Origin of the sequence: Luteimonas sp. 9C, from assembly GCF_902506295.1 — a bacterium.
In the GTDB taxonomy this organism is placed as follows: Bacteria; Pseudomonadota; Gammaproteobacteria; order Xanthomonadales; family Xanthomonadaceae; genus Luteimonas.
Genome location: NZ_LR733312.1, coordinates 2,768,047 through 2,780,376 on the forward strand (window position 1 = coordinate 2,768,047; position 12,330 = coordinate 2,780,376).

The window sequence follows — 12,330 nt, forward strand, 5'->3', positions numbered from 1 at the left end:
GCACCTGATGCTCGACACGGTCCGCGAGGTCCACACGCCCGAGGGCGTCGCGCTGCGCCTGCCGGCCGCCGGCCCGGTGCCGCGCGCGGTGGCGTGGCTGATCGACCTGGCCATCCGCGGCGCACTGCTGATGGCGCTTTCGATCGTGCTCGGCATGCTGGGCAAGTTCGGCTCCGGCCTCTACATGATCGTGCTGTTCGTCGTGTTCTGGGGGTACCCGGTGGTGTTCGAGGCGCTGTACGGCGGACAGACGCCGGGCAAGCGCGCACTCGGGCTGCGGGTGGTCTCCGCCGACGGCGCGCCGATCGGCTGGATGGCGAGTTTCGTGCGCAACCTGATGCGCACCGTCGACATGCTGCCGTTCGGCTACGGCGCGGGGCTGGTCGCGAGCCTGGCCGATCCCTGGAGCCGCCGGCTGGGTGACATGGTCGCCGGCACGCTGGTGATCCACGCGCCGCGCGAGCGCACGCAGATCGACGCGTTGCAGATCGCGCCGCAGGCGCCGGCGGCACCGCTGCAGGCGCACGAACAGAGCGCGGTGATCGCGTTCGCCGAACGCGCGCACGCACTGACCGGCGAGCGCCAGCAGGAGCTGGCCGACATCGCCACGCCGGTCACCGGTGCGCGCGGGGAGACCGGCGTGCTGCGGCTGCTGGGCGTGGCCAACTGGCTGCTGGGGCGGCGCGCATGAGGCAGGACGCCTTCGTCGCCCGACACCAGTCCGAGTGGGACGCCTTCGAACGCTGGCTCGACGCGCGAGAAGGCAGTCCGCGCCGCGCGCGCCGCACCCGCCGCGACTGGGACGGGCTCGTCGACGAGGACGTGCCCTCGCGCTACCGCCGCCTGTGCCAGCAGCAGGCGCTCGCGCGCCGGCGCGGCTACAGCCCGCAGGTCACCGCGCGGCTGCAGGCCCTGATGCAGCGCGGCCACAACGTGCTCTATCGCCCGCCGCCGCCGCCGTGGCGACGCGCGCTGCGGTTCCTGCTCGCGGATTTCCCGCGCCTGGTGCGCGCGCAACGCGGCTGCCTGTGGGCGTCACTGGCGCTGTTCGCGGTGCCGCTGGTGCTGATGTTCGCGCTGATCCAGCAGTGGCCGGAACTCGCCTACGGCGTGATGTCGCCCGAGCAGCTGGCGCAGATGGAAGGCATGTACGACCCGGCGCGCGCGGCCGAGCGCTTCGCCCGGACACGCCAGACCGACATGGAGATGTTCGGCTACTACATCTGGAACAACGTCAGCATCGGCTTCCGCACGTTCGCCAGCGGCCTGCTCGCCGGCGTCGGCACGATCTTCGTGCTGATCTTCAACGGCGTGTTCATCGGCACGGTGGCGGGCCATCTGCAGGCGATCGGCCACGGCGGCCCGTTCTGGCGTTTCGTCGTCGGCCACTCGGCGCCGGAACTCACCGCGATCGTCATCGCCGGCGCCGGCGGTCTGCGGCTCGGCCTCGCGCTGATCGCGCCGGGCCAGTTGCGGCGCGTGGATGCGCTGGTGCAGGCCGGGCGCGATGGCGGCCGGCTGTGTCTGGGCATTCTCGTCATGCTGGTGTTCGCGGCGTTCGTCGAAGCGTTCTGGTCGTCGACGGGTGCGATCCCCGATGCGGTCCGGTTCGGTGTCGGTGGCGGCCTGTGGCTGCTCACCGGCCTGTGGCTGTGGCGCGGCGGACGCGGGGTGACCGATGCGCGTTGAGACCGTGCAGGTGGAACTGCGCCCGCGCACCGCGTGGGAGGCGATGGAGCTCGGCAACGCGCTGGTGCGCCGGCACGCGCGCGCGATCTGGGGACCGTCGCTGCTGCTGGGCCTGCCGGTGTTCGTCGTGCTCAACGCGCTGGGCTGGGCGATCGACCAGCTGTGGCTCGCCGCGCTCGCGCTGTGGTGGCTCAAGCCGGTGTTCGATCGCGTGCCGTTGTTCGTGCTCTCGCGCGCGGTGTTCGGCGCCGCGCCCGGCATGCGGGCCACGCTCGACGCGCAATGGCGCTGGGGCTGGCGGCCGCTGCTCGGCCATCTGACCTGGCGCCGCTTCAGTCCCTGGCGCGCGGCGACGCTGCCGGTGGATCTGCTCGAAGGTCTGTCCGGCGCGCCGCTCGCCCAGCGGCGCCGTCTGCTCGCCGACGGCATCGGCGGCCACGCGCTGCTGCTGACCGTGATCTGCCAGTTGTTCGTCACCGCGCTGTTGCTGTCGCTGAGCACGCTGGTGCTGATGTTCGTGCCGACCGAACTGCTGTCCGAATCGGCACGCGCGATGTGGGCGCTGGTCTCCGAGCAGCCGCCGCGCTGGGTGCAGGTGCTGGGCAATCTCGCGTTCTGGATGGCGATCGGGCTGGTCGAGCCGTTCTACATCGGCGCCGGCTTCGGGCTGTACCTCAACCGCCGCACGCAGCTGGAAGCCTGGGATCTGGAGATCGCATTCCGGCGTCTGCGCGCACGCCTGGCGCCGGCGGCGACGCTGGTGGTCGGGCTGTTGCTGGCAGGCCTGATGCTGGCGCCCATGTCCGGACATGCGCAGGATCCGGCGACCGCCGGCGACGATGCCGCGCGCGAAATCAGTCCGACCAAGACCTGGCGGCCCGGCGAGCACAAGCAGGACGCAACCGACCCCGACGCGCCGCAGGTGCCGACGCTGCCGCAGGTGTTCGGCGAGGTCGAGGATGGCGCGTCGTTCGGTCGCGCGATTGAACGTGTCTATGCCGATCCACTGCTCGACAACACCCGCGAGGTCGTGCGCTGGCAGCGCAAGGACGCCGACGACAAGAAGGAAGACGAGAAGACGCGGCCGACACCGGACACCGGTCTGCTGGCCGCGATCGCGCAGGTCTTCGCGCTGATCGCCGAGTACGGCATGTGGATCGTGCTCGCGATCCTGGTCGGCCTGCTGGCCTGGACCGCGCGCCACTGGTGGCCGTGGATGCGCGACACGCTGCGCCCGGTGCGCGAACCGAGCGAGATCGTCGTCGAGGCCGCGCCTCCATTGCCCGAGGCGCTGCCCGCGGATCTGGTGTCGGCGGTGCGTCGCCTGTGGGCCGAGGGCCGGCACCGGCGTGCGCTCGCGCTGCTGTATCGCGGCAGCGTGGACGCCATGACCGTGCGCGCCGGCGTGACCCTGGTGCCGGGCGCGACCGAAGTGCAGGTGCTGCGCGCCTCGCGGCGCCTGCCCGAGGCCGAGGACCGCGATGCATTCGCGCAGATGGTGCGCATCTGGCAGCGCGCCGCCTACGGCCAGCGGCTGCCGGACGACGCCGATCTCGACGCGCTGCTGGCGCGTCTCGCACCGCGTTTCGGATGGTCGGCCTGATGCGCTGGTCCACCCGCATCGGCATCGCCGCACTCGGCGCGCTGCTCATCGCGCTTGGCGTCGCCTGGTTCCTGCACACGCACGAACGCGTGTCCGACACCGTCGATCTGCCGCCGCGCGGCGAAGCCGCCTACAACCCGCTCTATGCATTGCGCGAGACGCTGCGCGCCGATGGTGTGGACGCGCGTTCGCGCCAGCGCCTGCAACTCGCCAGCGTGCCGCTGGGCCCGCGCGACACCGTGCTGCTCTACAGCGAGCCCCGCACGCTGCTGCCGTCCGAGGTCGAAGCGCTGCTCGGCTGGGTCGACGGTGGCGGCCATCTGCTGGTACGCACGCCACTGCCGCGCCGCCGCGCCGATGCCGCGCGCGCCTGGGACCTGCTCGAGCGGCTCGGCGTGCGCACCGGCGACGACGCCACGCGTTGCACGCCGCTGCTGGTGGACGGACAGGCCGGCCATGTCGAGTTCTGCAACGGGCGGCGATTCATGGTCGACGCCGAACCGCTGCTCGAATGGGGCGACCGCGACGAGGACGGGCTGGTGTTCGCACGTCTGGCGCACGGCGCGGGCACCGTCGACGTGCTGGCGGACTTCGATTTCATGCGCAACGGCGATCTGCGCGAGGTGCCGCATGCGCTGCTGACCCGCCAACTACTGGCGCCGAACTGGGGCGTGGGCACCGTGCACCTGGTCTATGCCGCCAGCGTGCCGCCGCTGTGGTACCAGATCCTCACCCGCGGCTGGATGGCGTGGGGACCGCTGCTGCTGGCGCTGCTCGCGTGGTTGTGGATGCGCACGCAGCGGCTCGGCCCGGTGCTGCCCGCGCCGCCGGTCGCGCGCCGCGCCCTGCTCGAACACGTCACCGCGAGCGGTGAACACCTGATGCGCTACGGCCGCGCGCCGCTGCTCCACGACGCCGTGCGCGCGGCATTCCGCGATCGCCTGCGCCGGCGCGATCCGCTGGCCGCCGCGCTCGACGGCGACGCCGGCATCGAAGCCATCGCCGCGCGCACCGGCCTGTCGCCACGCGACGTCCGCGACGCGCTGCAGCCGCCCCGCCCCGATGATGCGACGGCGTTCCGCCAGCGCATCGCCCGACTGATCCACATGAGAAACCGACTATGACCGAGCTGCCCACGTCTCCGTCCGCGCCGATCACCGGCGACGCCCTCGCCGCACGCGTCGCCGCAGTGCGCGATGAGGTCTCCAAGGCCTTCATCGGCCAGCCCGAGGTGCTCGACCAGATCCTGGTCGCGCTGCTCGCCGGTGGCCATGTGCTGATCGAAGGCCTGCCCGGCCTCGGCAAGACGCTGCTGGTGCGCGCGCTGTCGGCGGTGCTCGGCTGCAACTTCGCGCGCGTGCAGTTCACGCCCGACCTGATGCCCAGCGACGTCAGCGGCCACGCGGTGTGGGACACCAAGAGCGAGACCTTCGTGGTCCGCCGCGGTGCGATCTTCACCAATCTGCTGCTGGCCGACGAGATCAACCGCGCGCCCGCCAAGACCCAGTCCGCGCTGCTCGAGGCGATGCAGGAGCAGCAGGTCACGATCGAGGGCCACAGCTTTGAGCTGCCGCCGCCGTTCATGACGCTGGCGACGCAGAATCCGGTCGAACAGGAAGGGACGTATCCGCTGCCCGAAGCGCAGCTCGACCGCTTCCTGCTCAAGGTGCTGATCGACTATCCCGAACATGCCGACGAGGTCGCGATGGTGACCGCGATCAGCAGCGGCAAGGTCGCCGCCGATTTCGATCTGTCGCAACTCGCGACGGTGTTGCAGCCGGGCGAGATCGTCGCGCTGCAGCAGGGCACCGCGGCGACGGTGGTCGATGCGGCGGTGATCGACTACGCGGTGCGGATTGCCGCGGCGACCCGCACCTGGCCGGGCATCGCCCTCGGCGCCGGCCCACGCGGCAGCCTCGCGCTGGTGCGCGCGGCGCGGGCGCAGGCCGTGCTCTCGGGCCGCGACTTCGTCACCCCCGACGACATCCGCGAGATCGCGACGCCGGCGCTGCGCCACCGCATCGCGCTGGCACCGGAACTGCAGATCGAAGGCCAGGACGCCGACCAGGTGCTGCAGGCCCTGCTCGCGCGCGTGGAAGCGCCGCGCAAGTGAGCACCTGCTCAATGTCCTGCTGCGCTTACCAGCTGGCGCGCGTGCGGTGCTCGAACTGCTCACGTACCACGCGTACGCTGCGCTTTCTGCGCTCCACCGCGCGCCATCTGTCGGCGCTCGCAACGGACCTTGAGCAGGTTCGACGCCCGTGGCGACGCCCGCACGCGAGCCGCCGCGCATGAGGCCGACGCTGGCCCTCGTCGCGCTGCTGGTCGTCTGGGGCCTGGGCGGCGTCGCCGCCTCGCTGTGGCCCGCGGCGGTGCTGCCCTGGAACATGTTCGGCACCGCGCTGCTGCTGCTGTCGATCCTCGATCTCGCCCTGCTGGCGCGCCGCCCCACGCCCGATGTGGTGCGCACGATGGCCGAGGCGTGGCCCATCGGCATCGCGCGGCCGGTGTCGCTGCAGCTCGAGGGCGGTCCGCAGGTCCAGCATCTCGAGGTCTTCGATCTGCATCCGCCGGGCTGGCGCGTCGACGGCCTGCCGCGACGCCTGCGGCTGGCGCCGGGCACCGTGTCGCGCGTCGACTACACCCTGCAGCCCGACATGCGCGGCGCGGCCGTGTTCGAGGGCGTGCAGCTGCGGCTGCGTTCGCCGCTCGCGCTGTGGCGGCAACGGCGCGATGCCGGCACGCGGCACCAGGTGCGCGTGTTCCCGAATTTCGCACCGCTGACGCGGTTCGCCCTGCTCAGCGCGGACCGCGCCTCGCGACTGGTCGGCGCCCACATCAAGCGCCGGCGCGGCGAAGGCACCGATTTCCACCAGATGCGCGAATACCGCGTCGGAGACAGCCTGCGCCAGATCGACTGGAAGGCGAGTTCGCGCGCACGCAAGCTGATCTCGCGCGAGTACCAGGACGAGAAGAACCAGCAGCTCGTGGTGGTGCTCGACACCGGTCGCCGCATGCTCGCGCAGGACGGCGCGCTGTCGCATTTCGACCACGCCCTCGATGCCGCGCTGGTCGTGTCCTATCTCGCGCTGCGCCAGGGCGACGCGGTCGGGCTGTTCGCGACCGGCGGGGAAAGCCGGTGGATGGCGCCGCAGCGCGGCATGGGCGCGGTCGACACGCTGCTGCGCGTCAGCCACGACCTGCAGCCGCAGGCGGTCGCCACCGACTATCTCGCCGCGGCGACGGAACTGTCGCTGCGGCAGCGCCGTCGCGGCCTGCTGATGCTGGTGACCAACCTGCGCGACGAGGACATCGAGGATGTGCTGGCGGCGGTGCGCATGCTGCAGAAGCGGCACCTGGTGGTCGTTGCGTCCCTGCGCGAGCGCGCGCTTGACGAGGTGCTGTCGACGGACGTGCACGACCACGACGCCGCCGTCCGCGCCGGTGCCACCGCCCGGTATCTCGCCCAGCGCAAGGCCGCGCACGATGCCCTGCGCAACCATCGCATCACCGTGCTCGACGTCACCGGCGCGGAGCTGCCGTCGGCGCTGGTGGAGCGCTACCTCGCCGTGAAGCGGGATGGATTGCTGTAGCCCACGTCCGTGAGTCGATCGTGCCGGGGGGCTGCGTCGTCCCCGATCGCGGCGTGTATCGCGGGGTGTTTCACCCGCACTGAATGGAATGCCCGTTAGAAACGGGCTGCGCGCACCGGGCGCAGCGCAGGGGGTGTGATCCGGGGAGTGCGCGATGCCAGCCATCCGACGAGGCCCCGCCATGCACATCCACACCCCTGTGACTCCGTCCGCGGCGCGTCTGCCGCGCCGCTTGCGTTCGCTCGTCCTGCTCGGTGCCGCCGCGCTGCTGTCCGCATGCGCGGCGACGGTGCAACGGCCCACTGCCGCGCCCGTCGATCCGGTTGCGCTCAATGGCGACGTGCGCCAGGTCGTGCTGGTCGTCGAGGGCAGCGACACCGCGCGTGCGCAGGACGACTGGGCCGAATTCCGCGCGCTGTGGAACGATGCGATCCGCACCTCGGCCACCGCCGCCAAACTTCAGGGCAGCGTGCGCGACAGCCGCCCCTCCGCGCTCGATCCGCCCGGCGTGGTCGTGGTCGTACGCGTGGACAACTACCGCTACGTCTCCACGGGCGCGCGTTACGGTCTCGGCGTGATGACCGGCAATGCGCACATCAAGGCCAGCGCACAGTTCGTCGAGGTGCCGGGCGGCCGGGTCGCGGCGACCCGGACCTACGACACCACGTCGAGTGCGTGGCAGGGCATCTTCGCGCCGATGACGGTCAAGCAGGTGCAGGCGATCACCGACCAGATCGTCGCCGAGGCGCGCGGCGGCTAGACGGTCACAAGGTCGGCGGCTCAGGCGCCGACGCGCGTGCGCACCATGCCGACATCGCGTACCGGACGCACTTCGATGCTGCCGGTGCGTGCCCACGGGAATTCGCCCGCGATACGCAGGGCTTCTTCCGGGCTGTCCGCTTCGATCAGGTTGAAGCCGGCCAGCATTTCCTTGGTCTCGGAGAACGGGCCGTCGAAGACCTGCGTGCGGCCGCCGCGCGTGCGCACGGTCTTCGCGGTGCTGGCATGTTCGAGTTGCTGGAACCCGAGCAGCGTGCCGTCGGCCTGCAACGCATCGGCGTGCTGCAGGCAGCCCCGCATCATCGTGTCGTACTCGCCGTCGGCCAGACCGTCGAGCAGGGTGTCGTCGGTGTAGATCAGCAGCAGGTACTGCATCGGGCGCGTCCTCGGATGGGCGGGTCAGGCGTCGAGATGGAAATAGGGTTCAACGTTGCCGCGCAACTTGACCGTGAGCGGCTGGCCGCGACGATCGAGCGCACGGCCGGCGGCCACGCGGATCCAGCCTTCGCTCACGCAGTATTCCTCGACGTCGCGACGCTCGTTGCCGTTGAAGCGGATGCCGATGCCGCGATTCATGGCCGCCTCGTCGTAGTGCGGGCTGCGCGGATCATTGGACAGGTGGTCGGGCGGGGCGTCGGTCATGGCGTCAGGTGGCGTGTGGAGATGGCGCGCAGGATACCGCCCGCACGTGCAGGCTTCACCTACGGCGCTTCGCCGCGTCCCTGCCGCCGCGCATGGGCGATGACCGCACGCACGAGCGCCCGGTCGTGATGGCGCGAGATCGGCATCGCACCCAGCGCGATCGCGCGCTCGCGCAGGGCTGCGGTCACGTCGTAATGCGCGCCGCTGGTGCGGTTCTGGAAGGCCCGCCGTGGGATGCCGAGCCGGGCGGCGAATCCATGCAGCTCGTCGAGCGTGTCGGCCAGCAGATGCGCCCAGCGTTCGCCGCGCCAGGGATGCACCGCGTCGTCGACATAGACGGTCATGAACAGGCCTGCACATCGGCGTCATCGCCGTTCATGAATCATAGCGGCCGTCTGCAGCCGCGCACGCACAACCGCCGGCATGCCCGCTTCGTACGCATTTCCGCGTTGGTATCCAACGCGAGGTTTTCCCCCGGGAGATTCTCGGCGCGTGCGCGTTGCATTTTCAGGAGTGCATGAAAACCCCTGTTTTCGAGGCGTTTTCTGCAGGTCTGAAACTCCGTGGGTTTGGGTGTTCGTGCAAAAATCGTTAAGATGGTCGGTCTGCATTGTATTTAACGAGTGAATCGAGGAGGGCCGAGCCGTCGTGATGTCGCGTGGTTTCAAATGGTTGTTGTGTGGTGTGTTCGTCGCTTCGGCGCCCGTCGTGTCGGCCCAGGAGAGTGCCGACGACGCACCCGGTTTCGAACTGGGCGGCGCGGTCCGCTTCAATTACGGCTGGCTCGACTATGGGCCCAGCAGCGGGTTCGAGCCCGAGCTCGCCCGCATCGACGCGCGCGGCAATGCCGGTCCGGCATTCTTCTCGCTGCAGTACCGCTGGTACGATGGATTCGATGCCGTGCATCACGCGTACGCGGGCTGGAAGCTCGAAGACGGCAGCGAGGGCGCGACCTCCGACATCCGCGCCGGTATCCAGCAGGTGCCGTTCGGACTGCTGCCCACCGCTTCGCATAGTTTCTGGTTCGGCTCGGGGTATTACCTGGGTCTCGAGGACGACTACGATCTCGGTGTGGTCTGGCAGCGCCAGTCCGGTGCGCACCAGTGGCATGCGGGCGTGTTCGCCGGCGACGAGTACGGCACCGGTGCGAATTTCGACCGCTATTCGTTCGACGTCGCGACGACCGAGGATCTGCCGTATCGCGAGCGCGAACGCGGCATCGTGCGCTACGAGCACACGAGTGAAGCCGACGGCTGGGAGACGACCTGGGGCGCATCGGCGTTCGTCGGGCGCATCGAGAACCGCATCGACGGCGACAAGCACGACCACACCGGCGCCGCGGTGCACGGGCAATGGGTCCGCGGTCCACTGACGTTGCAGGCCCAGTGGGCGCGCTACCGCTACGACAATCCGGAACCGCGGATCGCGATGTCGGCCTTCATGTTTCCGTTCGAGATCGCCTCCGAAGCCGACGTGCCGACGTTCAACGTCGCGTATGACGTGCAGCGCACCGGCTGGTTCGACAGCATCACCTGCTACAACAACGCCAGCGCGACGCTGCCGGTGGGCGGCGATCCCGGCCTGCGTGATTCGATCCAGAACGTCACCGGCTGCAGTTTCGGCAAGGGCGTGATGCTGACCTACGTCGACTGGATCGCGGGCAAGAACATGTGGTTCGCCGGTGGTCCCGGTATCGGCGTGCGCGATCCGTCCAACGACGGCTGGCATTCGCGACTCAACGTCAACGTCGGCTTCTATTTCTGATCCACGGCCGCCGGGCCCCGTGCCCGGCGTATCGCGCGCCACCGCTCCGGCCCTGGCGCGTTTCACCGGATGTCCACCGCGCTGCGGCAGTCTGCAGGGCGGCGTCGCCCGTCCCCTTTACAAGGATAAAGGCATGAACGAACCCAACCCGCGCGCAGGCGCAACGCCCGAACCGGGAGCGCCCGCGTCCTGGCACTCGCGCATTCTCGGCCCCGTCTTCTATCCCTCCGCGCTGATCATCCTGGCGCTGGTGGCCCTGTCGTTCATTGCGCCCGAAGCGTCGGAATCGGCGTTCAATGCGGCCAAGACCTGGGTGGCGATCGATGCCGGCTGGTTCACGATCCTCGCCGTCGCCGGCTTCCTGGTCTTCATCGTCGGCATGGCGATCAGCAGCTTCGGCCGGCTGAAACTGGGTCCCGACCACAGCACGCCCGATTACAGCTACGTGACCTGGTTCGCGATGCTGTTCGCCGCAGGCATGGGCATCGGCCTGATGTTCTTCGGCGTGGCCGAGCCGATCATGCACTACGCCGATCCGCCGGTCGGCGATGCGGAAACCGTGATGGCGGCGCGTCAGGCGATGCGCATCACCTTCTTCCATTGGGGCATCCACGCTTGGGCGATCTATGCGGTCGTCGCGCTCTCGCTGGCGTACTTCGCGTACCGCCACGGCCTGCCGCTGCGCATCCGGTCGTCGCTGTATCCGCTGATCGGCGAGCGCATCCACGGACCGATCGGCCATGCCGTCGACACGTTCGCGGTGCTGGGCACGATCTTCGGTCTGGCGACCTCGCTGGGCCTCGGCGTGATCCAGATCAACTCGGGTCTGAACTACCTGTTCGATGTCACCGTCAGCACGACCACGCAGGTGATCCTGATCGCGGTGATCACGCTGGTGGCCACCGGTTCGGTGTTCACCGGGCTGGACCGCGGCGTGCGCCGGCTGTCCGAATTCAACATGATCATGGCGGTCGGCCTGCTGGCCTTCGTGCTGGTCATGGGGCCGACGGTCTACCTGCTGCAGGCGTTCGTGCAGAACACCGGCATGTACATCTCGAACGTGTTCTCGATGACGTTCAACCTCTATGCCTACGACCAGCAGCCGACCTGGCTGGGCGGCTGGACGCTGTTCTACTGGGGCTGGTGGATCGCCTGGTCGCCGTTCGTGGGCATGTTCATCGCCCGCATCTCGCGTGGCCGCACGATCCGCGAGTTCGTCGTCGGCGTGCTGCTGGTGCCGCTGGGCTTCACGTTCCTGTGGATGACCATCTACGGCAACAGCGCGCTCTACCAGGTCATGGTCGAAGGCTCGACCGAACTGGTCGCGGCGGTGTCGGCCGACAGTTCGGTGGCGATCTTCCAGTTCCTCGAGGACTACCCGCTGTCCACGCTGACCTCGGGCGTCGCGACGTTGCTGGTGGTGATCTTCTTCGTGACTTCCGCCGATTCCGGCGCGCTGGTCATCGACATGCTGTCGTCGAAGGGCGAGGAAGAATCGCCGGTGTGGCAGCGGATCTTCTGGGCCCTGCTGGTCGGCGCGATCGCGATCGCGTTGCTTATCGCAGGCGGACTGAGTGCCTTGCAGGCTGGCACGATCGCCTCGGCCCTGCCGTTCACCGTGGTCATGATCCTGATGTGCTGGGGCATGGTGCGGGCGATGCGGCTCGAGGTCGTGAAGCGCAACAGCATGCGCGACGCGCGGATCGCACCGGTGGGCATCGGCGGTGGTGGCGACTGGAAGGTGCGCCTGCGCGCGCTGTCGCACAATCCGCCGCGCAAGGAAGTGCTCGCCTTCCTGTCGGGCCAGGTGAAGCCGGCGCTCGAGGATGTGGCCGCCGAACTGCGCAAGCAGAACCTCGAGGTCCGCGTCGAATCGGGCGAAGACGGCCGCGTCTGGGTCGAAGTGGGCCACGGCGTGGAAATGGATTTCTTCTACTCGGTGCGCCCGATTCCCTATGAGCCGCCGACGTTCGTGCTGCAGGACCCGCGCCGCAAGCGCAGCGACGACGACAAGTTCTACCGCGCCGAAGTGCACCTGCGCGAAGGCGGTCAGGACTACGACGTGATGGGCTGGCGCAAGGACGAGCTGATCCACGACGTGCTCGACCAGTACCAGCGCCACATGCACTTCCTCAACGTCGTGCGTTGAATGGACGCGCCCGCCGGTGCAGTGCGCCGGCGGGCAGACGCGACGCGGTGACATCACGCGTCGCCTGATCGGATCGGAAAGGCCACGTGTCCGCACGTGGCCTTTTTCGT

General features: G+C 69.6%; 12 protein-coding genes. 9 read left to right on the forward strand and 3 right to left on the reverse strand.

Going from position 1 to position 12,330, the window contains the following annotated elements; all coding sequences use genetic code 11:
• Positions 1–7 precede the first annotated feature (7 nt).
• From CURTO8I2_RS12690 to CURTO8I2_RS12720, 7 genes are all read left to right on the forward strand, one after another.
• Positions 8–691 (forward strand): RDD family protein, encoded by a 684-nt coding sequence (locus CURTO8I2_RS12690; RefSeq protein WP_159681417.1) that lies wholly within the window; start codon positions 8–10, stop codon positions 689–691.
• On the forward strand, positions 688–1,689 hold the full coding sequence (locus CURTO8I2_RS12695) for a stage II sporulation protein M (RefSeq protein ID WP_159681418.1): 1,002 nt from the start codon (positions 688–690) through the stop codon (positions 1,687–1,689). Before CURTO8I2_RS12690 ends, CURTO8I2_RS12695 begins: the two co-directional genes overlap by 4 nt.
• A complete protein-coding gene (locus CURTO8I2_RS12700) occupies positions 1,679–3,292 on the forward strand; it encodes a DUF4129 domain-containing protein (protein ID WP_159681419.1) in 1,614 nt (537 codons plus the stop codon). The genes CURTO8I2_RS12695 and CURTO8I2_RS12700 overlap by 11 nt, the downstream gene beginning before the upstream one ends.
• Entirely contained in the window at positions 3,292–4,416 is a 1,125-nt protein-coding gene (locus CURTO8I2_RS12705) for a DUF4350 domain-containing protein (RefSeq protein ID WP_159681420.1), read from the forward strand. Before CURTO8I2_RS12700 ends, CURTO8I2_RS12705 begins: the two co-directional genes overlap by 1 nt.
• The gene (locus CURTO8I2_RS12710; RefSeq protein WP_159681421.1) at positions 4,413–5,405 is read left to right on the forward strand and encodes a MoxR family ATPase; all 993 of its coding nucleotides are present in this window, start codon (positions 4,413–4,415) and stop codon (positions 5,403–5,405) included. The genes CURTO8I2_RS12705 and CURTO8I2_RS12710 overlap by 4 nt, the downstream gene beginning before the upstream one ends.
• 178 nt (positions 5,406–5,583) lie before the next feature.
• Positions 5,584–6,885 carry a DUF58 domain-containing protein gene (locus CURTO8I2_RS12715; RefSeq protein WP_159681422.1) on the forward strand — a complete coding sequence of 434 codons (1,302 nt, stop codon included), beginning with the start codon at positions 5,584–5,586 and terminating at the stop codon, positions 6,883–6,885.
• Between the two features lie 181 nt (positions 6,886–7,066).
• The gene (locus tag CURTO8I2_RS12720; RefSeq protein ID WP_159681423.1) at positions 7,067–7,645 is read left to right on the forward strand and encodes a DUF4410 domain-containing protein; all 579 of its coding nucleotides are present in this window, start codon (positions 7,067–7,069) and stop codon (positions 7,643–7,645) included.
• 20 nt (positions 7,646–7,665) lie between these two features.
• Here CURTO8I2_RS12720 and CURTO8I2_RS12725 read toward each other — a convergent pair whose 3' ends face one another.
• From CURTO8I2_RS12725 to CURTO8I2_RS12735, 3 genes are read right to left on the reverse strand one after another with little or no spacing between them, the layout of a single operon-like run.
• The gene (locus tag CURTO8I2_RS12725; protein ID WP_159681424.1) at positions 7,666–8,040 is read right to left on the reverse strand and encodes a YciI family protein; all 375 of its coding nucleotides are present in this window, start codon (positions 8,038–8,040) and stop codon (positions 7,666–7,668) included.
• Positions 8,041–8,064: 24 nt separating this feature from the next.
• Entirely contained in the window at positions 8,065–8,307 is a 243-nt protein-coding gene (locus CURTO8I2_RS12730) for a DUF3297 family protein (protein WP_159681425.1), read from the reverse strand.
• Positions 8,308–8,366: 59 nt separating this feature from the next.
• The gene (locus CURTO8I2_RS12735; protein ID WP_159681426.1) at positions 8,367–8,651 is read right to left on the reverse strand and encodes a DUF4031 domain-containing protein; all 285 of its coding nucleotides are present in this window, start codon (positions 8,649–8,651) and stop codon (positions 8,367–8,369) included.
• 307 nt (positions 8,652–8,958) lie between these two features.
• Between CURTO8I2_RS12735 and CURTO8I2_RS12740 the strand changes: the two genes are divergently transcribed.
• Together CURTO8I2_RS12740 and betT are read left to right on the forward strand one after the other, a co-directional pair.
• Complete coding sequence (locus CURTO8I2_RS12740) at positions 8,959–10,071, forward strand: hypothetical protein (RefSeq protein ID WP_159681427.1); 1,113 nt, start codon at positions 8,959–8,961, stop codon at positions 10,069–10,071.
• Positions 10,072–10,204: 133 nt separating this feature from the next.
• Positions 10,205–12,220, forward strand: coding sequence for a choline BCCT transporter BetT (gene betT, locus CURTO8I2_RS12745; RefSeq protein ID WP_159681428.1), 2,016 nt, complete (start codon positions 10,205–10,207; stop codon positions 12,218–12,220).
• The last annotated feature ends 110 nt before the right edge of the window (positions 12,221–12,330 follow it).

Excerpts from the sequence above, each read along its gene's own strand:
- CURTO8I2_RS12720 (WP_159681423.1), top strand. The coding sequence starts at position 7,067 with ATGCACATCCACACCCCTGTGACTCCGTCCGCGGCGCGTCTGCCGCGC.
- CURTO8I2_RS12715 (WP_159681422.1), top strand. The coding sequence starts at position 5,584 with ATGAGGCCGACGCTGGCCCTCGTCGCGCTGCTGGTCGTCTGGGGCCTG.
- CURTO8I2_RS12700 (WP_159681419.1), top strand. The coding sequence starts at position 1,679 with ATGCGCGTTGAGACCGTGCAGGTGGAACTGCGCCCGCGCACCGCGTGG.
- CURTO8I2_RS12740 (WP_159681427.1), top strand. The coding sequence starts at position 8,959 with ATGTCGCGTGGTTTCAAATGGTTGTTGTGTGGTGTGTTCGTCGCTTCG.
- betT (WP_159681428.1), top strand. The coding sequence starts at position 10,205 with ATGAACGAACCCAACCCGCGCGCAGGCGCAACGCCCGAACCGGGAGCG.
- CURTO8I2_RS12705 (WP_159681420.1), top strand. The coding sequence starts at position 3,292 with ATGCGCTGGTCCACCCGCATCGGCATCGCCGCACTCGGCGCGCTGCTC.
- CURTO8I2_RS12735 (WP_159681426.1), bottom strand. The coding sequence starts at position 8,651 with ATGACCGTCTATGTCGACGACGCGGTGCATCCCTGGCGCGGCGAACGC.
- CURTO8I2_RS12695 (WP_159681418.1), top strand. The coding sequence starts at position 688 with ATGAGGCAGGACGCCTTCGTCGCCCGACACCAGTCCGAGTGGGACGCC.
- CURTO8I2_RS12730 (WP_159681425.1), bottom strand. The coding sequence starts at position 8,307 with ATGACCGACGCCCCGCCCGACCACCTGTCCAATGATCCGCGCAGCCCG.
- CURTO8I2_RS12690 (WP_159681417.1), top strand. The coding sequence starts at position 8 with ATGCTCGACACGGTCCGCGAGGTCCACACGCCCGAGGGCGTCGCGCTG.
- CURTO8I2_RS12710 (WP_159681421.1), top strand. The coding sequence starts at position 4,413 with ATGACCGAGCTGCCCACGTCTCCGTCCGCGCCGATCACCGGCGACGCC.
- CURTO8I2_RS12725 (WP_159681424.1), bottom strand. The coding sequence starts at position 8,040 with ATGCAGTACCTGCTGCTGATCTACACCGACGACACCCTGCTCGACGGT.